The organism is Saccharopolyspora tripterygii (genome assembly GCF_054778355.1).
Map to the genome: position 1 here is coordinate 307,281 of NZ_BAAGZP010000020.1, position 20,627 is coordinate 327,907.

General features: G+C 68.8%; 18 protein-coding genes and 1 tRNA gene. 15 read left to right on the forward strand and 4 right to left on the reverse strand.

The genetic code is table 11. From position 1 onward, the window contains the following. The first annotated feature begins 7 nt into the window (after nucleotides 1-7). From paaC to ACYVF3_RS17365, 5 genes are all read left to right on the forward strand, one after another. Nucleotides 8-892, forward strand: a complete 885-nt coding sequence (gene paaC, locus ACYVF3_RS17345; protein WP_461155264.1) for a 1,2-phenylacetyl-CoA epoxidase subunit PaaC — start codon at nucleotides 8-10, stop codon at nucleotides 890-892. Further along, a complete protein-coding gene (gene paaD, locus ACYVF3_RS17350) occupies nucleotides 886-1,377 on the forward strand; it encodes a 1,2-phenylacetyl-CoA epoxidase subunit PaaD (RefSeq protein ID WP_461155265.1) in 492 nt (163 codons plus the stop codon). The genes paaC and paaD overlap by 7 nt, the downstream gene beginning before the upstream one ends. Then, the gene (paaE, locus tag ACYVF3_RS17355) at nucleotides 1,361-2,458 is read left to right on the forward strand and encodes a 1,2-phenylacetyl-CoA epoxidase subunit PaaE (RefSeq protein WP_461155266.1); all 1,098 of its coding nucleotides are present in this window, start codon (nucleotides 1,361-1,363) and stop codon (nucleotides 2,456-2,458) included. Before paaD ends, paaE begins: the two co-directional genes overlap by 17 nt. 194 nt (nucleotides 2,459-2,652) lie before the next feature. Beyond that, nucleotides 2,653-3,543 (forward strand): dihydrodipicolinate synthase family protein, encoded by an 891-nt coding sequence (locus ACYVF3_RS17360; RefSeq protein ID WP_461155267.1) that lies wholly within the window; start codon nucleotides 2,653-2,655, stop codon nucleotides 3,541-3,543. 524 nt (nucleotides 3,544-4,067) lie between these two features. Then, a complete protein-coding gene (locus tag ACYVF3_RS17365; RefSeq protein WP_461155268.1) occupies nucleotides 4,068-5,027 on the forward strand; it encodes an LCP family protein in 960 nt (319 codons plus the stop codon). A 250-nt stretch (nucleotides 5,028-5,277) separates the two neighbouring features. Here ACYVF3_RS17365 and ACYVF3_RS17370 read toward each other — a convergent pair. Next, nucleotides 5,278-5,350, reverse strand: a tRNA-Arg gene (locus tag ACYVF3_RS17370). Between the two features lie 243 nt (nucleotides 5,351-5,593). On the opposite strand from ACYVF3_RS17370, the gene ACYVF3_RS17375 reads away from it, so the two are divergent. Beyond that, complete coding sequence (locus tag ACYVF3_RS17375) at nucleotides 5,594-6,511, forward strand: cation diffusion facilitator family transporter (protein ID WP_461155269.1); 918 nt, start codon at nucleotides 5,594-5,596, stop codon at nucleotides 6,509-6,511. Nucleotides 6,512-6,554: 43 nt separating this feature from the next. On the opposite strand, the gene ACYVF3_RS17380 is transcribed toward ACYVF3_RS17375, so the two are convergent. Together ACYVF3_RS17380 and ACYVF3_RS17385 are read right to left on the reverse strand one after the other, a co-directional pair. Beyond that, entirely contained in the window at nucleotides 6,555-7,223 is a 669-nt protein-coding gene (locus tag ACYVF3_RS17380; RefSeq protein WP_461155270.1) for a DUF305 domain-containing protein, read from the reverse strand. After that, the gene (locus ACYVF3_RS17385) at nucleotides 7,220-8,002 is read right to left on the reverse strand and encodes a DUF3105 domain-containing protein (RefSeq protein WP_461155271.1); all 783 of its coding nucleotides are present in this window, start codon (nucleotides 8,000-8,002) and stop codon (nucleotides 7,220-7,222) included. Before ACYVF3_RS17385 ends, ACYVF3_RS17380 begins: the two co-directional genes overlap by 4 nt. Nucleotides 8,003-8,256: 254 nt before the next feature. Between ACYVF3_RS17385 and argS the strand changes: the two genes are divergently transcribed. From argS to rho, 6 genes are all read left to right on the forward strand, one after another. Beyond that, nucleotides 8,257-9,918, forward strand: a complete 1,662-nt coding sequence (argS, locus tag ACYVF3_RS17390; protein WP_461155272.1) for an arginine--tRNA ligase — start codon at nucleotides 8,257-8,259, stop codon at nucleotides 9,916-9,918. A 93-nt stretch (nucleotides 9,919-10,011) separates the two neighbouring features. Then, the gene (lysA, locus tag ACYVF3_RS17395; protein ID WP_461155273.1) at nucleotides 10,012-11,430 is read left to right on the forward strand and encodes a diaminopimelate decarboxylase; all 1,419 of its coding nucleotides are present in this window, start codon (nucleotides 10,012-10,014) and stop codon (nucleotides 11,428-11,430) included. Continuing rightward, the gene (locus tag ACYVF3_RS17400; protein WP_461155274.1) at nucleotides 11,431-12,735 is read left to right on the forward strand and encodes a homoserine dehydrogenase; all 1,305 of its coding nucleotides are present in this window, start codon (nucleotides 11,431-11,433) and stop codon (nucleotides 12,733-12,735) included. Beyond that, the gene (gene thrC / locus ACYVF3_RS17405) at nucleotides 12,732-13,820 is read left to right on the forward strand and encodes a threonine synthase (RefSeq protein WP_461155275.1); all 1,089 of its coding nucleotides are present in this window, start codon (nucleotides 12,732-12,734) and stop codon (nucleotides 13,818-13,820) included. Before ACYVF3_RS17400 ends, thrC begins: the two co-directional genes overlap by 4 nt. Then, a complete protein-coding gene (gene thrB / locus ACYVF3_RS17410) occupies nucleotides 13,817-14,734 on the forward strand; it encodes a homoserine kinase (RefSeq protein WP_461155276.1) in 918 nt (305 codons plus the stop codon). Before thrC ends, thrB begins: the two co-directional genes overlap by 4 nt. An 861-nt stretch (nucleotides 14,735-15,595) precedes the next feature. After that, nucleotides 15,596-17,467 carry a transcription termination factor Rho gene (rho, locus tag ACYVF3_RS17415; RefSeq protein ID WP_461155277.1) on the forward strand — a complete coding sequence of 624 codons (1,872 nt, stop codon included), beginning with the start codon at nucleotides 15,596-15,598 and terminating at the stop codon, nucleotides 17,465-17,467. A 139-nt stretch (nucleotides 17,468-17,606) separates the two neighbouring features. Here rho and ACYVF3_RS17420 read toward each other — a convergent pair whose 3' ends face one another. Continuing rightward, nucleotides 17,607-18,017: a hypothetical protein gene (locus ACYVF3_RS17420; protein ID WP_461155278.1), complete on the reverse strand. Its 411-nt coding sequence runs from the start codon at nucleotides 18,015-18,017 to the stop codon at nucleotides 17,607-17,609. 243 nt (nucleotides 18,018-18,260) lie between these two features. Between ACYVF3_RS17420 and rpmE the strand changes: the two genes are divergently transcribed. The 3 genes from rpmE (at nucleotide 18,261) to prmC (ending at nucleotide 20,547) form a co-directional block, all read left to right on the forward strand. Then, nucleotides 18,261-18,473, forward strand: a complete 213-nt coding sequence (gene rpmE, locus ACYVF3_RS17425; protein WP_145737802.1) for a 50S ribosomal protein L31 — start codon at nucleotides 18,261-18,263, stop codon at nucleotides 18,471-18,473. 123 nt (nucleotides 18,474-18,596) lie between these two features. Beyond that, entirely contained in the window at nucleotides 18,597-19,664 is a 1,068-nt protein-coding gene (gene prfA / locus ACYVF3_RS17430) for a peptide chain release factor 1 (protein ID WP_461155279.1), read from the forward strand. Nucleotides 19,665-19,674: 10 nt separating this feature from the next. Next, nucleotides 19,675-20,547: a peptide chain release factor N(5)-glutamine methyltransferase gene (prmC, locus tag ACYVF3_RS17435; RefSeq protein ID WP_461155280.1), complete on the forward strand. Its 873-nt coding sequence runs from the start codon at nucleotides 19,675-19,677 to the stop codon at nucleotides 20,545-20,547. The last annotated feature ends 80 nt before the right edge of the window (nucleotides 20,548-20,627 follow it).

Below are 20,627 nucleotides of genomic sequence, written 5' to 3' on the forward strand. Positions count from 1 at the left end.
GCCGACGATGTCCTTTGACAACGCCTACGAGGCGCTCATCGATGCGCACGACGATTCGCGCTGGGCTTTCGGGACCGGGTTCAAAGATCCGCTTGCCGGTGTCGACACCTCAGTTCCGTCCGGTGTGGATGGTGCGGACCTGGCTGAGTACTGCCTGATGCTGGGCGACGACGCGCTGGTCCTCTCCCACCGGCTGCAGCAGTGGTGCACCTTCGCCCCTGAGCTCGAAGACGAGGTCGCGATCGCCAACATCGGCTTGGATCTGCTCGGCCAGGCCAGGTTGCTGCTGGCGCGGGCGGGGAAGGCCGACGGCAGCGGTCGCGGCGAGGACGACTTCGCGTTCTTCCGCGATGAGAACCAATTCCGCAACGTCCGGCTCGCCGAGGTGGAACGCGGCGACTTCGCACACCTCATCGCGGTCCTGCTGCTGATGTCCACTTGGCGGCTCGCTCTGCTGCAGCGCCTGACCAGCTCTGGCGACCCGGTTCTCGCAGCCATCGCGAACAAGGGCGTGAAGGAACTGACCTACCACCGCGACTACGCCGCTCAGTGGGCGGTTCGGCTCGGTGACGGCACCGCCTTCTCCCGCGAGCGCATGCAGGCGGCCTTGACCGCGGTCTGGCCGTACGTGGACGAGATGTTCGTCGCCCACGACATCGAGGCCCGCCTGGCGGAGCCCGGCATCGCAGTCGACCCGGCCGCCGTGCGGGAGGAATTCGACGCGGTGCTGGCGCACGTCCTGCAAGCCGCGACCTTGGAATTCCCGGGGGTCGCCGGCAAGGCAGGAGTGGCCGGCGGCACCGGGCGGCACGGGCGCCACACGGAGGCCATGGGATACCTCGTCGCGGAGCTGCAGAGCGTCGCGCGCGCACACCCGGAGGCGACGTGGTGACCGCCAGGGCCGTCGCCGAGACCGTGTGCGACCCCGAGCTGCCGATGCTGACGCTCGCCGACCTCGGGGTGCTCCGCGAGGTGTCCGAACGGGACGGTGCGGTGAAGGTGTCCATCACGCCCACCTACACCGGCTGCCCCGCCATGGACACGATGCGCGACGACCTCGTCCACGCGCTGCAGGGAGCCGGCTACGCCAGCGTCGAGGTGAGCACTGTGCTGCAGCCGCCGTGGAGTTCGGACTGGATCAGCGAGCGGGGCCGCCGCAAGCTCGCCGAGGCCGGCATCGCGCCGCCGGGGGGAGCCCCCGCACGCGACCCCGGGCCGGTCCCGTTGACCCTGAACCCGCCTGAGCGGCAGGTCACCTGCCCGCACTGCGGCGCGGCGGACACCCAACTGCTGTCGGAATTCGGTGCCACGGCGTGCAAGGCGATGCGCCGCTGCCTCGCGTGCGCTGAACCGTTCGAACATGTCAAGGAGATCTGAGGTGACCGCGTCTACCCAGTCCCGGGTCCGGGGCGAGTTCCACACGTTGACGGTGGCCGAGATCAGCCGCTTGTGCGACGACGCGGTCGCGGTCACCTTCGCGGTGCCTCCGGAGCTCGACGGCACCTACGCCTTCAGGGCAGGTCAGTCGCTGACGTTGCGTCGGATGATCGACGGGCGGGAGGAGCGGCGGTCGTACTCGATCTGCTCGGCTGAAGGGAACCTTCCGCGCATCGGCGTCCGCGAAGTTCCGGACGGCTTGTTCTCCACGTGGCTGGTCAACGAGGTGCGTCCCGGCGACGAGATCGAGGTGGGAACCCCTACCGGGGTGTTCTGCCCGAAGTCCGGTTCCGGGCATCACGTTCTGATCGGAGCCGGTTCGGGGATCACACCGCTGTTGTCGATCGCGGCAACCATGTTGAAGGACCCCACCACCACCGCGACCGTCATCTACGGGAACCGCCGCACCGACACGGTGATGTTCGCCGACGAGCTGGCCGATTTGAAGGACCGCTATTCCGAGCGGCTGGAGCTGGTGCACGTTCTCTCGCGCGAACCGCGCGAGGCCGACCTGTTCACCGGGCGTCTCGACGAGGAGAAGCTGCGCGCCCTGATGGCGCTCGTGCCCGAGGTCGGCGATGTTGACGAGTGGTGGTTGTGCGGGCCGTTCGGCATGGTCACCGGGGCTCAGCAGCTGCTCGGCGAACTCGGGGTGGTGGACGAGCGGATTCACCGCGAGCTGTTCTACGTGGACGACGTTCCGCCGGAACCCGTGAAGCACGTCGACGCACCGCCGTCGGGTGAGACGACCGAGACCACCATCGTGCTCGACGGTCGGCGCACTACCACGGCGCTCTCGCGGGAGACATCGGTCCTCGACGGCGCCCAGAAGGCCCGTCCCGACCTGCCTTTCGCGTGCAAGGGAGGTGTGTGCGGCACCTGTCGGGCGAAGGTCACCGAGGGGGAGGTCGACATGCGCCGCAATTTCGCTCTGGAAGAGGCGGAAGTGGCCGAAGGGTTCGTCCTGACCTGCCAATCGATCCCGGTCAGCGATGCCCTCACGGTCGATTACGACTCCTGAGCAGGTCCACGCCCGCACAAGGTCCGGTCTGCTCCGAGACGGCTCTTTTCACCACGCCGCTCGTCTTCGACGGAACGCGATGAAGGGGATCAGGCTGAGGGCGGCAGGCTTCGTTAGATTTCAGGAGCGTTGCGCAACTCGCGTGGCGGGGGCGTTCACGTCGTTCGTCCGGCCTGACCTCGTGGGGAGGACACATGCTCACCGGACTCAGCGCTTTCCCGCTGACGCCCGTCACCGACCGCGGTATCGATGAGAAGGCCTTCACAGGCCTGATCGAGCGGCTCGCGGCCGCGCAGGTCGACTCGATCACCGCGCTGGGTTCGACCGGTTCCTACGCGTATCTCGACCGCGCCGAGCGTGCCCGGACCGCGCGGCTGGCCGTCGAGCACGCCGGTGGTACCCCGGTGATCGTGGGCATCGGTGCGCTGCGCACCCGCGACGTCCTCGAGCTCGCCGAAGACGCGCAGGAGGCGGGCGCTTCGGGAGTGCTGCTGGCGCCGATGACCTACCAGCAGCTGACGTCCGACGAGGTGTTCGGTCTCTACGCCGACGTCACCGCGGAGCTCTCGGTTCCGCTGGTGGTCTACGACAACCCCGGCACCACGCACTTCACCTTCACCGACGAGCTCTACGCCCGCATCGCGGAGCTCCCGCAGGTCGCTTCGGTCAAGATCCCAGGGGTTCCGCGTGCCACCGGCGAGGCCGAAGCCCGGGTAGCTCGTCTTCGGTCGATGCTGCCCGCCACGATGACCATCGGGGTCAGCGGTGATCCGCTGGCCGCCGCGGGCCTCAACGCCGGGTGCGACGCCTGGTACTCGGTGGTGGGCGGAACCCTGCCCGAACCCGCTCTGGCGATCACACGAGCAGCTCTGGCAGGGGAGCCGGCGGCTGCCGTCGCGGAATCCGAGCGGTTGCAGCCCTTGTGGGAACTGTTCACCCGTCACGGGAGCCTTCGCGTGGTTTCCGCGATCGCCGAACTGCTCGACCTGGTCGCTCACCCCAACTTGCCGCTGCCTCTGAACGGCCTGGCAGTCGACGACCGGGCCGCGGTCGCTGAGATCGTCGAGCGACTCGGTCTGCGCTGATCACTGGTGGGAGGCCGTGACGCAAGTTGGCTCTGGCTGCGTCGGTTGGCTCGATCATGGGAACCAGCCGGTCGCCAGCTGTGGGGGCGGTAGCAGGCTCCCTTGTCGAACAGGATCCCTCGACGATCAAACGAGCCAGCCGCAGCCGGGTCCGCGGGGTCAAGGTCGCGTTAGGGTGGGACACGAAGGCCTCCGGTTGATGAAGCGGTTCCTAGACAGCTCCACTTCACAACCAGAGGCCTTCACCTGTCCACGGACAACCCACCGGAACAACCTCCCCGGGCATCACGACTAGTCCTTACTGGCACGGGTGGTTTTGGAAGCCCACCCGCGGTGTCCTCGGAAGATTCGAACCTGCGACGCACCTTCCGGAGAGCGGTGCTCACTGCACTGAGCAGCGAGGGCTTGTTGTGCGGAGCGGACAACCTCCGGTCAGCTGGGGCGTCTTCATTGATATGAACGCCAATAGGATCCGGCGCGACTGGACTGCGCAGCCGCAACCGGTGGTAGGTAGGGCGGGGCGGGTGCCGAGGCGGAGCCGCAAGGGGCGGGTAGCTGCGCTGCTGGTAGTCGTGCTGGTGCTGCCGGCGGTGTTCGCCGGCTGGCTCTGGTTCCACGTCGACTCGTCGGTCCACCGGATCGATGCCTTTCCGGACTACCCGGGTCGGCCGGAAGCGGCTGCGGGCGCGAACTGGCTGGTAGTGGGATCGGACAGTCGGGAAGGGCTCGACCCGGAGACTGCGGCCGGCCTGCACGTGGGGGATGCGTCCGGTCAGCGCACGGACACGATCATGGTCGCCCACCTGCCGGACAACTCGACGGATCCCACGCTGATCAGCATCCCGCGCGACTCGCGAGTGCCGGTCCCGGGACGGGGCCGGACGATGATCAATGAAGCCTTCGCCGTCGGCGGCCCCCGCCTGCTGGCGCAGACGGTGGAGCAGGCGACCGGGCTGCGCATCGAGCACTACGCGGAAGTCGGGTTCGGCGGCTTCGCGGGCCTCGTCGCAGCGGTCGGCGGCGTCGAGATGTGCCTGGACGGGGAGATGCACGACACCAAGACGGGCCAAACCCTCCAGGCCGGCTGTCAGACGCTGAACGGCCCGGACGCCCTGACGTTCGTGCGGATGCGCTACAGCGACGCGACCCCGCGATCGGACCTGGACCGGGTCGCCAACCAACGCGAGTTCATCGGTGCCCTGGTCTCCGAGGCATCGAGCATCACCACGTTGATCAACCCGTTCCGGGCGTATGCGCTGGCGGACGAGGGTGCGGATGCGTTGACGATGCTCGACTCGGACGGTCCGAGCGACATGCTGTCGCTGGGGTGGGCGATGCGCGGAATGTCCTCGGGCGGCGTGGTGACGACGACCGTTCCGGTCACCGATGCCACGGCCAGCCGGTGGGACAAGGAGAAGGCGCTGCGGCTCTTCGCGGCGATGGAATCCGACGACCCGGTCCCGGAAGATCTGATCGTGAACTGACGTCCCGAGGTAATCCTCGGAAGGCCATGCGCGGGAAGAGCTTCCGGCCTTCCCACCACCTCCCCTGCCTAGCGGGAAAGGTTGAGCGGGAACATGGTCTGCCAGGGCTATCTCGGTTGGCCGGCGCAGTAGGGCCGCACGCTCATTGCACGCCAGCAGTGGCCGAGACCGGCCGACAGTGGCTGACGCGCAAAACCGCCCCTGGCCTACTTCTTGCTGGCCAGGGGCGGTTTTGGATGTCCATCTGCTGTGCCCTCGGCAGGATTCGAACCTGCGACACCTGCCTCCGGAGGGCAGTGCTCTATCCACTGAGCTACGAGGGCTCGTCGCTGCGGACGATCGATAGCTTAACGCACGCTCGGCGTGGGTCCGGGGCGGGGTCGGCTTGCGCGCCTCGGTGGTGTTCATCGCGGCGTCGTCGTCCGGAGGGTGCCAGGGAACCTTTCTGTCACTGCCGCGGACGAGCGCGAGGGGTGGTGATCTACGTTTCAGGCCGCTTTCGCCCCGCCGACGAAATCATGCATACTTTGCTATGTATCCGCTGTGGATGTGAGGAGGCGAAAGAGATGGGGCACGGCCACGGGCACGGATCCGCCGCTGACGCGGCCCACGCGTCCGGTCGCTATCTGACCAGGCTTTCCATCGCGTTCTGTGTGCTGCTCGCCTTCTTCGTGCTCGAAGCGGTCGTCGGATGGCTGACCTCGTCGCTTGCCCTGCTGTCCGACGCTGGTCACATGCTCACCGACGTGCTCGGGGTCGGCATGGCGCTGGCCGCGATCACGGCGGCCAGGCGCTCGGCGGGCAACAAGCGCACCTTCGGCCTCTACCGCGTCGAAGTTCTCGCCGCGCTGGCCAACGCCCTGCTGCTCTTCGGCGTCGCCGGCTACATCTTGTTCGAGTCGGTGGAGCGCTTCCGTCATCCCCTGGAAGTCGCGGGTCTGCCGATGATGGTCACCGCCGCAGCCGGTCTGGTGGCCAACCTCGTCGTGTTCGCGCTGCTGCGCAAGGGGGCCGATGAAAGCCTCAACGTGCGCGGTGCCTACCTGGAAGTCCTCGCCGACACCATCGGCTCGGCCGGTGTGCTGGTGGGCGGCTTCGTGACCTGGGCGTTCGGCTGGTACTTGGCCGACCCGATCATCGCCGTGTGCGTAGGGTTGTTCGTCCTGCCCCGCACGTTCAAGCTGGCTCGCCAGGCGCTGCGGATCCTGGTGCAGCAGGCGCCGGAGGGGCTCGACGTGCGGGAGATGCGCAGCGATTTGGCCGCCCTGCCGTCGGTCACCGAGGTCCACGACCTCCACGTGTGGACGCTGACCTCAGGCATGGAAGTCGCCTCCGCTCACCTGACGACCGAGACGGACGTCGATCACGGGGGCGTGCTCACCGCAGCGCAGCGCCTGCTGTCCGAGCGCTATCGGATCGAGCACGCGACCCTTCAGGTCGAGCCGGCCGACTGCGCCGCGCGCTGCCGGGAACTGACCTGGTGAACGAGGTGGCTCCCCGCTCGGAGTGAGCGGAAGGTTCCCATGCTCAGCTCAGCGGCTGAGCACCGCGCTGTCCGAGCATGGACTTCATCAGTTCCATCTCGCTGCCCTGGGAACCGAGCATGTTCTTGGCCAGGGCGCGGACCGCGGGCACGGAGCCGTGGGTCGCGCCGTACTCGGCCATCGGCGCTCCGCCCTGGTGGTGGCGCAGCATCAGCTGGAGGAAGTAGACGTCGAACTCGGGCCCGCGCAGTGAACCGAGGCGGGAGAGTTCCTCGCTGGTGGCCATGCCGGGCATCAGCGCGCCACCGGACATCGGCATCGGAGCGGCGCCGTGCTGGTGGCTTCCGGTCTCGGTCATCCACTGCATGACCGGACCGGTCGTCTGCGCCGGCTGGTGCCAGATGCCCAGCCAGCCCTGCATGCGGCCGATCTGGTCGCGCTGGTTGGTCTCGATGTCGAAGGCCAGTTGCCGGACGGAGACGTCGTCGGCGCGTTCCCGCGCCAGTGTCGCCATGGTGACCGCCTGCTGGTGGTGAACGCTCATGTCCTGCGAGAACCCGACGTCGACAGGCGTGACCTCGGGTTCTGAGTTGTCGAAGGACGGCACCCGGATCAGCAGTCCGAGTGCCGCCCCCAACAGGAGCAGGGAGATCGCCGCGACGACGGCGACGATGACCTGTGAAACGCGTCGTGCCTGGGGCAACGGGCTCACTGCCCCATTTGGCCCGCGGTCGTGTTCGAGCCCTTGCCGTCCATGGTGACGGCGTCGGGCCCGGGCGGGCTCGCGTCGAACTTCGGCGGGTTGTTGGTGTCGAACGCGCCCGGGTAGGCCTGGCAGGAGCCGCCGATCTCGGGGTACACGCCGTTGTTGTTCAGCCGCAGCGCGGTGATGAACTGGTCGATCCGCGGGTCGTCGGCGCTGTCGACCTTGAGCTGGTGACCCCAGGACTGCAGGGACACCGGCTTGTCCAGGCCCGGGTACGGCGACAGCATCGTGTACGGCTTGCCCTGCGCGCGGACCTTGAGGCGGTCGAGAGAGGCCTCGTCGACCTTGTCCGGGTTGTAGGCGATCCAGACCGCGCCGTGCTCCAGCGAGTGGACCATGTTCTCCGTGCGAACAGGCTGCGGGTAGACCACGCCGGTGCAGTCGGCCCAAACGCCGTCGTGCGGGCCGCCGAAGGGCGGGTTCTTGTCGTAGGCGACGCGCTGCGTGGGTGTGACGTGCTGCTGCGCCTTGTAGTCACCGGTGACGACGCCCTGGATCCCCTTCGAGGGGTCGGGGTTCTGCGGCGACGGTTTGAACGCCTCGGTGGCCTTCTCCGCTGCGGCCTGCGCGTCGCGCGTCGCCGCTTGATCCGACCACCGGCTGTAGGCGTAGCCGAAGATGACCGACGCGAACACCGCGACCACGGTCACCCCGGCGACCAGCACCCACGGGATCGACCGTTGGTTCACCACCGCGGCGCTGCGCACCGCCTTGTTCTTAGCCATGCTGCTCGCAAACCTCGTCTCGCCAGAACCTGGGGACAGCGCCCGCCAGTGTAGAGATTGCCCATATGGCGGTGTGCCGATAGGCAAATGCTCGCCACGACACGTTCTCACACACAGACAACGGTGCGATCACGCCCTGTGGTCGCCTCGGTCGTGCGCACGTACCGGTCTGGGCCGAATGGCCTGACCGAGTCCACGGAGTGGGCGGCTACCCGGCGTCTGAACTGGGTCGAAGGATCCCTAGACTTCACAGGGTGACTCCTGCCGCGCTCGCTGAACTGGTCCGCACCACCGCCGTCGACGTGCTCTCCGCCCGTGGGCTGGACACGTCGGTGCTGCCCGAGACGGTCACGGTCGAGCGTCCGCGAAACCCGGAGCACGGCGATTACGCGACCAACCTCGCGATGCAGGTCGCCAAGAAGGCGGGCGTCGCCCCGCGCGACCTCGCCACCTGGCTCGCTGAGGCGCTGACCAGTCAGGACGGCATCGACGTGGTTGACGTCGCCGGTCCCGGTTTCCTGAACCTGCGGCTCGCCGCCGACGCCCAGGGCCAGATCGTGCGCGAGGCGCTCAACAGCGGTGCCGCTTACGGCGCCGGCGACCTCTACACCGGCCTGAAGGTGAACCTCGAGTTCGTCTCGGCCAACCCGACCGGCCCCATCCACCTCGGCGGCACCCGCTGGGCGGCCGCGGGCGATGCGCTGGGACGGGTACTTTCCGCTCAGGGCGCCGAGGTGACCCGCGAGTACTACTTCAACGACGCGGGCGCTCAGATCGATCGGTTCGTCCGCTCCCTGATCGCCGGGGCCACCGGCGAGCCCGCTCCCGAGGACGGTTACGGCGGCGGCTACATCGCCGAGATCGCCCAGCAGGTCCTCAAGGCGGAGCCGGGGGCGCTCGACCTGCCCGAGGACGAGCGGCACGAGGTCTTCCGCCGCGTCGGCGTCGGGACGATGTTCGAGGAGATCAAGCAGAGCCTGAACGACTTCGGCACCGTCTTCGACGTCTACTTCCACGAGGACTCGCTGCACAGCTCCGGCCAGGTCGAGTCCTGCGTCGAGCAGCTCAAGGCCTCCGACCACCTCTACGCCGCGGACGGCGCCTGGTGGCTGCGCTCCACCGAGTACGGCGACGACAAGGACCGCGTGGTCATCAAGAGCGACGGGGATCCGGCCTACATCGCCGGTGACATCGCCTACCTGCGGGACAAGCGCTCCCGCGGCTTCGACCTGTGCCTCTACATGCTCGGCGCCGACCACCACGGCTACATCGCCCGGCTCAAGGCCGCCGCGGCGGCGCTCGGTGACGACCCGGCCGTGGTCGAGGTCCTCATCGGGCAGATGGTGAACCTGGTGCGCGACGGCAAACCGGTCCGGATGAGCAAGCGCGCCGGCACCGTGGTCACCCTCGAGGACCTGGTCGAGGCCGTCGGTGTCGACGCCGCGCGCTACTCGTTGATCCGCTCGTCGGTCGATTCCGCCGTCGACATCGACCTGGACCTGATCAGCAAGCGCACCAACGAGAACCCCGTCTTCTACGTGCAGTACGCGCACGCCCGGCTCTCGTCGTTGCAGCGCAACGCCACGTCCCTGGGCATCGAGCGGGGAGCCGTGGAGAATGCCGATCTGTCGCTGCTCACCCACGAACGTGAGGGCGACCTGATCCGCACCCTGGGTGAGTTCCCGCGAGTGGTGAGCTCGGCCGCCCAACTGCGCGAACCGCACCGGGTGGCTCGTTACCTGGAGGACGTGGCCAGCGCGTACCACAAGTTCTACGACGCGTGCCGCGTTCTGCAGCCCGGTGACGACCAGTCCAATCCGCTGACCATCGCGCGGCTCCAGCTGTGCGAGGCCGCCCGCCAGACCCTGGCCAACGGCCTGGGTCTGCTCGGCGTGAGCGCGCCGGAACAGATGTAATCGCAGGCAGGCGGGTTCCCTCAACGGCGAGGGACCGTGCTGCCCATGTCACCGCCTGTCCAGCGGCAGGCTGCGCGAAGGAGCTTTGTCAACATGCGCGCCCATCCCGCCGGGCCGCGGCACGCCGACGTCGTGCCGCCCGGCAACACCGCAGGACCGTCCCCGGCGACGACCGGGGAGATCGATCTGCTGCACCCGCACGTGTGGCCGCGCAACAGCGAGCGCGGCCCGGACGGCGTCGTCCGCGTCGCGGGTCTGGACGTCCGGGAGCTCGCCGAGCAGTACGGCACACCGCTGTTCGTGCTCGACGAGGACGACTTCCGGTCCCGCTGCCGCGACTACGCCGAGGCCTTCGGCGATCCGTCCGCCGTGCACTACGCGTCCAAGGCGTTCTTGTGCACCGAGGTGGCGCGCTGGGTCGCCGAGGAGGGCCTGAGCCTGGACGTGTGCAGCGGCGGCGAACTGGCCGTCGCGCTGCGCGCGGGGTTCCCAGCAGAGCGCATCACGTTCCACGGCAACAACAAGTCCGTCGCGGAGCTGACAGCGGCCGTGGAGGCGGGCGTCGGTTCCGTCGTGCTCGACTCGTTCCACGAGATCGCCCGGCTCGACCACATCGCCGCGCAGCGAGGCACCGCGCAGCGCGTGCTGGTGCGGGTCACCGTCGGCGTCGAGGCGCACACCCACGAGTTCATCGCCACCGCGCACGAGGACCAGAAGTTCGGGTTCTCGCTGGCCGCGGGGCAGGCCGCTGAAGCGGTGCGCCGGGTGCTCAAGGCCGATTCGCTGAAGCTGGCGGGCCTGCACAGCCACATCGGTTCGCAGATCTTCGAGGTGGACGGTTTCGAGCTGGCCGCTCACCGCGTGGTCCGGCTGCTGGCCGAGCTGCGCGAGGAGCACGGCGAGGCGGCGCTGGCGGCGGCCGACACCGTGGACCTCGGTGGTGGGTTGGGCATCGCCTACACCTCCGAGGACGACCCCATGCCTCCCTCGCAGCTGGCGACCCGGCTGTTCGAGATCGTCGGCAAGGAAGCCGACAACGCCGGCCTGCCGACGCCCAAGATCGCAGTGGAGCCGGGCCGCGCCATCGTCGGCCCGAGCATGATGACGGTCTACGAGGTGGGCACGATCAAGGACGTCGCGATCGGCGCTGATGTCGAGCGGCGTTACGTCAGCGTCGACGGCGGCATGAGCGACAACATCCGCACCTCCCTCTACGACGCGGTCTACGACAGCCGATTGGTGTCCCGTTCGGCCGAGGCGGAGCCGGTTTTGTCCCGCATCGTGGGCAAGCACTGTGAATCCGGTGACGTAGTGGTGCGCGATTGCTGGCTTCCAGAGGACATTGCTCCGGGAGACCTGCTCGCGGTGGCTGCCACCGGGGCGTACTGCTACGTGATGGCCAGCAACTACAACCGCCTGCCCAAGCCGCCGGTTGTTGCGGTGAGCGCTGGTCAGGCACGACTGTTGCTGCGCAGGGAGACCGAGGACGACCTGCTCCGGCTGGAGGTGTGAGTGATCCGGGACCGTGAACCGATCAGGGTCGCGCTGTTGGGCTGCGGCACCGTGGGCACAGAGGTGCTGCGGCTGCTGCAGGACCAACCGGAGGAATTCGCGGCGCGCACCGGTGCCCCGATGCTGGTCACCGGCGTCGCCGTGCGGCGCCCGCACAAGCATCCCGAGGTGCCCGAGAACCTGTTGACCACCGACGCCCAGGCGTTGGTGGAGGGCGATGTGGATGTCGTCGTCGAGCTCATCGGCGGCATCGAACCGGCCCGGTCGCTGCTGCTGACGGCGCTGCGCTCGGGCAAGTCGGTGGTGACGGCGAACAAGGCGCTGCTGGCCGAGCACGGTTCGGAGCTCTACGCGGCCGCGGACGAGGCGGGCACCGACATCTACTTCGAGGCCGCCGTGGCGGGGGCGATCCCGCTGCTGCGCCCGCTGCGCGAGTCGTTGGCCGGGGACCGGATCAACCGGGTCATGGGCATCGTCAACGGCACGACCAACTACATCCTGTCGGCGATGGACTCCAGCGGAGCCGGCTATTCGGAGACTCTCGACGAGGCCGGGCGACTGGGCTACGCGGAGGCGGACCCGACGGCGGACGTGGACGGTTTCGACGCTGCGGCGAAGGCCGCCATTCTCGCGTCGCTGGCGTTCCACACTCGTGTCACGGCCAGCGAGGTGCATCGCGAGGGGATCTCGGCGGTCACGCCGGGCGACATCGCGGCCGCGGCCACCCTCGACCGCACGGTGAAGTTGCTGGCGATCTGCGAGCGCGTGGTCGACGACAACGGCGTGGAGTCGGTTTCGGCGCGCGTGCACCCGGCGATGATTCCCCGCAGCCACCCGCTGGCCGGTGTGGGCGGGGCGTTCAACGCGGTGTTCGTGGAGGCCGAAGCGGCCGGTCAGCTCATGTTCTACGGGCAGGGCGCCGGGGGTGCGCCGACGGCGAGCGCGGTGCTGGGAGATCTCGTCGCGGTCGCCCGGAACCTGGTGGTGAAGGGCAAGGGACCGCGCGAATCCGCGCACGCCCAGCTGCCGGTGCAGCCCATGGGCAAGACCCCGACCCGCTACCACATCAGTCTCGACGTGGCCGACAAACCGGGCGTGCTCTCGCAGGTCGCGGCGACGTTCAACGAGCACGATGTGAGCATTTCGGTGGTGCGTCAGCAGGGCAGAGGCGCGGAGGCCAGTCTTGTGGTGGTCACGCACACAGCCGACGACGCGGCACTGTCGTCCACAGTGGACAAAATTGCGCAGCTCCCGATTGTGCGCGAAGTGGTCAGCGTGATGCGCGTGGAAGGTGAACCGACGTGACGAACATCCAGAGTGCTCCGACCCGGTCCGGAGCCGGATGGCCGGGCCTGATCGAGGCCTACCGCGACCGGGTGGAGGTTCCGGACGGGGCGCGCATCGTGACCCTGCAGGAGGGCAACACCCCACTGGTGCCCGCGCCGTACCTGTCCGAGCAGACCGGGTGCACCGTCTACCTGAAGGTGGAGGGTGCCAACCCGACCGGTTCGTTCAAGGACCGCGGCATGACGGTGGCCATGACGCACGCGCTCGCCGAGGGGAGCAAGGCGGTCATCTGCGCTTCGACCGGCAACACCTCGGCATCGGCCGCCGCCTACGCGGCTCGTGCCGGGCTGACCTCCGCGGTTCTGGTTCCCAGGGGCAAGATCGCGCTCGGCAAGCTCGCGCAGGCCGTCGTGCACGGAGCGAAGATCCTGCAGGTTCAGGGCAACTTCGACGACTGCCTGGAACTGGCTCGCAAGACCTCCGCGGAGCACCCGGTCACGCTGGTCAACTCGGTCAACCCGGTTCGCCTGGAAGGCCAGAAGACCGCGTCGTTCGAGATCTGCGACGTCCTGGACCGCGCTCCCGACATCCACTGCCTGCCGGTCGGCAACGCCGGCAACATCACGGCCTACTGGAAGGGCTACGCCGAGTACCACCGCGACGGCCTCATCGACTCGCTGCCGCGGATGTTCGGCTTCCAGGCCGCCGGTGCCGCTCCGCTGGTGCACGGCCAGCCGGTGTCCGAACCCGAGACCATCGCGACCGCGATCCGGGTCGGCAGCCCGGCGTCCTGGGAGGGCGCGGTCAAGGCCAAGGAAGCCTCCGAGGGCTTGTTCTCGGCGGTGACCGACGAGGAGATCCTCAACGCCTACCGGGTGCTGGCCGCGCGGGAAGGCGTGTTCGTCGAGCCCGCCTCCGCATCGAGCGTCGCCGGTCTGCTGGCGAGCTCCGCCGACGGGCGCCTGCCGAAGGACTCCGTTGTGGTGTGCACGGTCACCGGGCACGGGTTGAAGGACCCCGACACCGCGCTCGCGGGCATGGTGGAGGTCGAGCCGCTGCCGGTCGACCCGAGCGCCGTCGCCGATGCGCTGGAGCTGCGTTGAGTTCGTTCCCGGCGCGCGAGGTCGGGGTCGAGGTTCCCGCATCGACGGCGAACCTCGGCTCCGGCTTCGACGCGCTGGGCATGGCCTTGTCCTTGCACGACAAGGTGCACGCGCGCGTGACCGACGGCCCGGCCGGTTCGGCGACCGTGTCGGTCACCGGGCAGGGCGCGGGTGCGCTCCCGGCCGATGAGCGCCACCTCGTCGTCCGCGTCGTGCACGACACCTTGTCGGAACTCGGTTTTCCGGAACCGCCTGCGCTGGACCTGCGCTGCGAGAACAACATTCCGCATTCCCGCGGGCTGGGTTCTTCGGCAGCGGCCATCGTCGCGGGGATCGCGCTCGCCCACGGCTTGGCGGGAATCGATGTGCGCGCAACGGAGAACGCCGAGCGGGCGCTGCACCTGGCGGCGGTTCGCGAAGGCCACGCCGACAACGTGGCGGCGAGCTTGCTGGGCGATTTCGTCCTCGCCTGGCGGGAATCCGACCGCTTCCGCGCGGTCAGCGTTCCCGCGCACCCGGACGTCGCGCCGGTCGCCTTTGTGCCACAAGCGGAATCGGCGACGCACCTGACGCGCGGGTTGTTGCCGGACCAGGTCCCGCACGCCGACGCGGCGTTCGCCGCAGGCCGTTCGGCGCTGGCCGTGCACGCGCTGACCAGGGATCCGTCGCTGCTGCTGGCCGCCACCGACGACCGGCTGCACCAGGACTACCGGGAGCCGGCTTGGCCGGAGACCGTCGCGTTGGTCCGGGCGCTTCGGGCCGAGGGGATCGCCGCCGCGGTGTCGGGAGCGGGGCCGACCGTGCTTGCTCTGCCGGTCAAGAACGTGGACGTTCGCGCCCTCGCTCCGAGCGGGTTCGCCGTCCTGGAGTTCCCGGTCGATCGAGAAGGGGTCCGAACGCGCGTCGCGGGTTAATGTCGGCCGCCGTTCGCGTCGGGGTCTCCTCCTGGACGCGCTGAGGAAAGCGCTGTTCAGCGGCCCCGAGCGCGGCGGTCCGGCGAGGAGTGGTAGAAAGGAAGTGTCGCCGACGGTCCGGCAGTGCGAGTCGCTGGTGGAAGTGTGGCGGACCCGATCTTCGAGTGAGGAGATCGCGACCGCTTTCCGGAGTTCTCGTTTCGCGGAAAGTCGACGGCTCGATCTGCAGGGCGCCACACGCCCAGGGGGTTGTTGCACCCGAACTACTGGGCGTCTACCCTCAAGGTCAATCAGTCACCGCGCCTAGGGCCGGTGCCGTGTCCGGAACATCGTTTTCCGGGGCGCATCTCCCGCTGTGAATTGGCTCCGCCCCGCCAAGGGCGAAGATCAACTTAGGCGGGTCTGGCGAACGCGGTGACCGAGGCAGGAGTTGTCAACTCAAAGTGAGTTCGCTTCGGGACGATCGGCGCCAATCCGTTGCCGATATCGGGGCGGGGGCCTTAAGTTCCACGGTGTGGCCTCCCAAGGTGACCATGACGCCGACCCGGATCCTGAAGTTTCCCGGTTCACCATCGGGGCAATCCGAGAGTCGGGGATTCCTGGAATGAGGCGGCAGGACGTGCATCGGCACGTGTGGATCGGAGTGGATGCGTCGCACATGGACCACGCGAGCCGGGTGCCTCCCACTGCCCGGTGCTGCTGGTTCCCCGAGCCAACGTCGAAGTCGGTAATGCTGCGTCCAAGGGGCGAATCCGACCGGCGAAAGGGCTGGTAGCACATACCGGCCGTCCGCACTCAAACGAGCGGGCGGGCAATCCGCTGGGTCGCGTAGGAGGCGCGGTCCGGTCAGGAAGGACATTCGTGAGCAACACCGAACTGTTGAGCAGCGAGGCCGCCGAAGGCACCTCATCTGCTGGCCAGCAGGACGCCGAGGCCAACGGCGCGCCGCGGCGACGCGGCGGACTTTCCGGCATGGTTCTTGCCGAGCTGCGCCAACTCGCGGGGGAACTGGGGATCGAGACCGGGGGCCTCCGCAAGGGCGACCTGATCGCCGCGATCAAGGAGAAGCAGGGAAGCGGCACCACGGCGCCGCGCGCCCGCTCGACCGCGAAGAAGGCGCAGGTGCGCAGCGAAGAATCCCCCGCCAAGGCCAAGCAGCCGACCCTCGAGAGCACCAGCAACGAGGGCGGGGACGCCTCGCGCGACACCACGGCCGAGTCGAACAACAACGGCTCCGCCCCCACGCGTACCCGCACCCGGCGGCAGTCCGGCGAGAGCGGCGGCGACGATGACAACCGCCGCGGCAACAACAACCGCCGGCGCCGCTCCAACGGGCGCAACAACGCGGGATCCGAGTCGGGCGGTTCCGACGACCAGCGCGGTGGCGGCAACGCCGAGCGCAAGTCCGACAACAACCGGCAGGACCGCGACAACCGGCAGGACCGGGACAACAACCGGCAGGACCGGCAGGACCGGGACAACCGGCAGGACGATGACGACGAGGGCGGTCGCCGGGGTCGGGGACGTCGCTTCCGCGACCGTCGCCGCAACCGCGGTCGCGGCGAAGGCGGAGAGCCGGAGGTCCGCGAGGACGACGTGCTGCTGCCCGTCGCCGGCATCCTCGACGTGCTGGAGAACTACGCCTTCGTGCGCACCTCCGGTTACCTCGCCGGCCCGAACGACGTCTACGTCTCGCTGTCCCTGGTGCGCAAGTACGGGCTGCGCCGGGGCGACGCGATCAAGGGCGTCATCAAGCAGCCTCGTGAGGGCGATCAGCAGCGGCAGAAGTTCAACCCGCTGGTGCGGGTGGACTCCATCAACGGCCTGGAGCCGGAGGCGTCCAAGAGCCGCTCCGAGTTCCACAAGCTGACGCCGCTGTACCCGAACGAGCGCCTGCGCCTGGAGACCGAGCCGCAGAACCTGACCGGCCGGATCATCGACCTGGTGATGCCCGTCGGCAAGGGGCAGCGCGCCCTGATCGTCTCGCCGCCCAAGGCCGGTAAGACGATGGTGCTGCAGGCGATCGCCAACGCGATCACCACGAACAACCCCGAGTGCCACCTGATGGTCGTCCTGGCGGACGAGCGTCCGGAAGAGGTCACCGACATGCAGCGCTCGGTCAAGGGTGAGGTCATCGCCTCCACCTTCGACCGCCCGCCGTCGGACCACACCACGGTCGCCGAGCTGTCCATCGAGCGCGCCAAGCGCCTGGTGGAGATGGGCCACGACGTCGTCGTGCTGCTGGACTCGATCACCCGCCTGGGCCGCGCCTACAACCTGGCGGCCCCGGCATCCGGGCGAATCCTGTCCGGTGGTGTCGACTCCACCGCCCTGTATCCGCCGAAGCGGTTCCTGGGCGCGGCGCGGAACATCGAGAACGGCGGCTCGCTGACCATCTTCGCCACGGCGCTGGTGGAGACCGGTTCGACCATGGACACGGTCATCTTCGAGGAGTTCAAGGGCACCGGTAACGCGGAGCTCAAGCTGGACCGCAAGCTCGCCGACAAGCGGCTGTTCCCCGCGGTCGACGTGGACTCCTCCAGCACCCGCAAGGACGAGATCCTGCTCTCGCCCGACGAGCTGGCCGTGACCCACAAGCTGCGCCGGGTGCTCGCCGCGCTCGACGCGCAGCAGGCTCTGGAACTCCTGCAGGACCGGTTGCGCAAGTCGCGCACCAACATCGAGTTCCTGATGCAGGTCGCCAAGAACACCCCGGGCAAGGACGACGACTGATCGTCGTTCCCGGCGAAGCAGGGCCCGCACCCGAGAGGTGCGGGCCCTGCTTTTTGTCTGCGGGTGACAGGAAGGTTCCCATGCACTGCTCAGCCGGGCCGTGGCAGGAAGGTTCCCATGCTCGCGGACGCGGAGCCGATCACGGCGTGAGGCAGTCGGCTTCGTCTTGTTCGGCGTTGTTGCGCATCAGCAGCGCTGCGAGGAGGACGGCTGCGACCGGGCCGATGATCAGGGCGGCGCTCGTCGGCAGCGTGAGGGCGTCGAGGGCGATGGCGCAGACGACCATCGCCAGCGGGTAGGCGAACCGCAGGCTCCGGCGCTGCCAGCGGAAGCGCCACTGCACCTGATCGGCGCTGAACAGCGCGAGGCCGGCAGCGAAGCCGAACAGCAGCGGCGCCGACAGCGACAGCTCGCTCTGCAGCGTCAGGTCGCGCTGCGACAGCACGAGGTCGATCAGCGCTGCGACTCCGGTGGCGCTGCCCAAGAAGAGCAGGGGGAGGGAGACCCACGACTTGACCGTGAGTTTTCCCAGCACAGCGCAGAACAGCACGGGCAAATGATGAACGGTGTTCACGGGGTCGCGCATCTGGTGCGGCGGTGGCCTCGGCAGGCGGTTGCTCTCCTGCGCCGGGCGGTCGCGCTGGTGCGACGAACGGCTCCGGGAATACTGCCCCGAATACCTGCGTTGCAGGTCGCGTGCCGTGGTCTGGCACAATTGAAGGCTGGTTCCGGTCCCGGTTCACCACGCGCGATGGGCGCGTGGACCCGGCGGCCAAGTTGAGAGGAAAAGCCGTTGAAGAGTGGCATTCACCCCGAGTACGTGGAGACGCAGGTCAACTGCGGTTGCGGCAACAGCTTCACAACCCACAGCACCCGCAAGAGCGGCCAGATCACCGTTGAGGTCTGCTCGAACTGCCACCCGTTCTACACGGGCAAGCAGAAGATCCTGGACACCGGTGGCCGAGTGGCTCGCTTCGAGGCCCGTTACGGCAAGCGCAAGAAGTAGCTGCGCCCACGGCGCCCGCTCTCCGCGTTGACGCGTGAGGGCGGGCGCCGTCTTTGCGTGAGGGTCGTCTCGACCTGGGACGGCATCGTCGGAGTGCAAGCCGTGTGAGGAAAAGGGTCCCCCGTGGAGACATCGAAGCTCGAAGGTCTGCTGGCCGAGTACGTCGATCTGGAGCAGCGGCTGGCCGACCCGAGCGTGCACGTCGATCAGGCCAACGCCCGCAAGCTCGGCCGCCGCTACGCCGAGCTCACGCCGATCGTGCGCACCTCGCGCGAGCTGGAGGAGACCCGTTCCGACCTGGAGACCGCCCGCGAGCTCGGGGCGGAGGACGCGAGCTTCGCCGAAGAGGCTGAGCGGCTCTCCGAGCGCCTCCCCGAGCTGGAGGAGAAGCTCACCGAGCTGCTGCTGCCGCGCGACCCGCACGACGGGTCCGACGTGGTGCTGGAGGTCAAGTCCGGAGAGGGCGGCGAGGAATCCGCGCTGTTCGCGGGTGACCTGCTGCGCATGTACCTGCGCTTCGCCGAGCGCCAGGGCTGGCGGGCCGAGGTGCTGGACTCCACGGATTCCGATCTCGGTGGTTTCAAGGACGCCACGGTCGCCCTCAAGGCCAAGGCCGGCGACAACAGCCCGGACGGCGTGTGGTCGAAGATGAAGTTCGAAGGTGGCGTGCATCGCGTGCAGCGGGTGCCGATCACCGAGTCCCAGGGCCGCGTGCACACCTCCGCGGCCGGTGTTCTCGTCTATCCCGAGCCCGAAGAGGTCGAGGTCGAGGTGGACGAGAAGGACCTGCGCATCGATGTGTACCGGTCCTCCGGGCCCGGTGGGCAGAGCGTCAACACCACCGACTCCGCGGTGCGCATCACCCACTTGCCGACCGGCATCGTCGTGTCCTGCCAGAACGAGAAGTCGCAGTTGCAGAACAAGCTGCGGGCGATCCAGGTGCTCAGGGCGCGGCTGCAGGCCGCTGCGGAGGAGGAGGCGGAGCGGGAGGCGTCGGAGACCCGTCGCAGCCAGGTCCGCACGGTCGACCGCTCGGAGCGCATCCGCACCTACAACTTCCCGGAGAACCGGATCTCGGACCACCGCGTCAACTACAAGGCGTACAACCTGGATCACGTTCTCGACGGTGATCTGGCCGGGGTGCTCGACGCGCTGCTCGCTGCCGATCGCGCCGAGCGCCTCGCGCTCTAAGCTGAGCGACGTGACCCGACAGCCACTGCGCTTGGCCATCCTGGATGCCGAGCGCACTCTTGCGGCGGCGGGCGTGGGAAGTCCGCGCACCGACGCCGAGCTGCTTGCCGCGCATCTCCTCGGCGTCGAGCGCACCAAGCTCATGATGGTGCCCCTCGTCGACCCACCGGTCGTGCAGGCGCTGCAGGACCTCGTGGGCCAGCGCGCCGCGCGGGTGCCGCTGCAGCACTTGACCGGTCGCGCCTTCCTGGGCGGGGTGGATCTCGAGGTGGGGCCCGGTGTGTTCGTGCCCCGTCCCGAGACCGAGCTGCTGGTCGAGTGGGGTGCGGACATCGTGGACGGTGTCGAGCGACCCACGATCGTCGACCTGTGCTCGGGTTCGGGCGCGCTCGCCCTGGCCCTCGCGCACGTCCGCCCGGACGCCTGCGTGTACGCCGTCGAGAAGGACCCGATCGCTCTGTCCTGGGCTCGGCGCAACGCCGGCTCGCGGTCGGAGGCCGGGGACACCCCGATCGGTCTCTACTCCGGTGACGTGACCGACCCGATGCTGTTCATGGAGCTGGAGGGCCTGGTCGACCTGGTCGTCTGCAATCCGCCTTACGTGCCCGACGGCACGCCGGTCCCGCCCGAGGTCCGCAACCACGACCCCCACGAAGCGGTCTTCGGCGGCCGCGACGGACTCGACGTCGTGCGCCACGTGGTGGCCTGCGCGGCCCGTCTCCTCAAGCCCGGCGGTGGCGTCGCGATCGAGCACGACGACACCCACGGCGGGTCGGTTCCGGCGCTCCTGCGCGCCCGCAGGGTGCTGACCGAGGTCCAGGAGCACCCGGACCTCGCCGGGCGCCCGCGTTTCGCCACCGCGCGGCGCACGCACCCGGAGTGACAGGTTGGTTCCCATCCTCGCGACGAGAACGGGCCCTGCCCGCCGGTGACGTGATGTCCGGCTGGGGGCAGGGCCCGGTG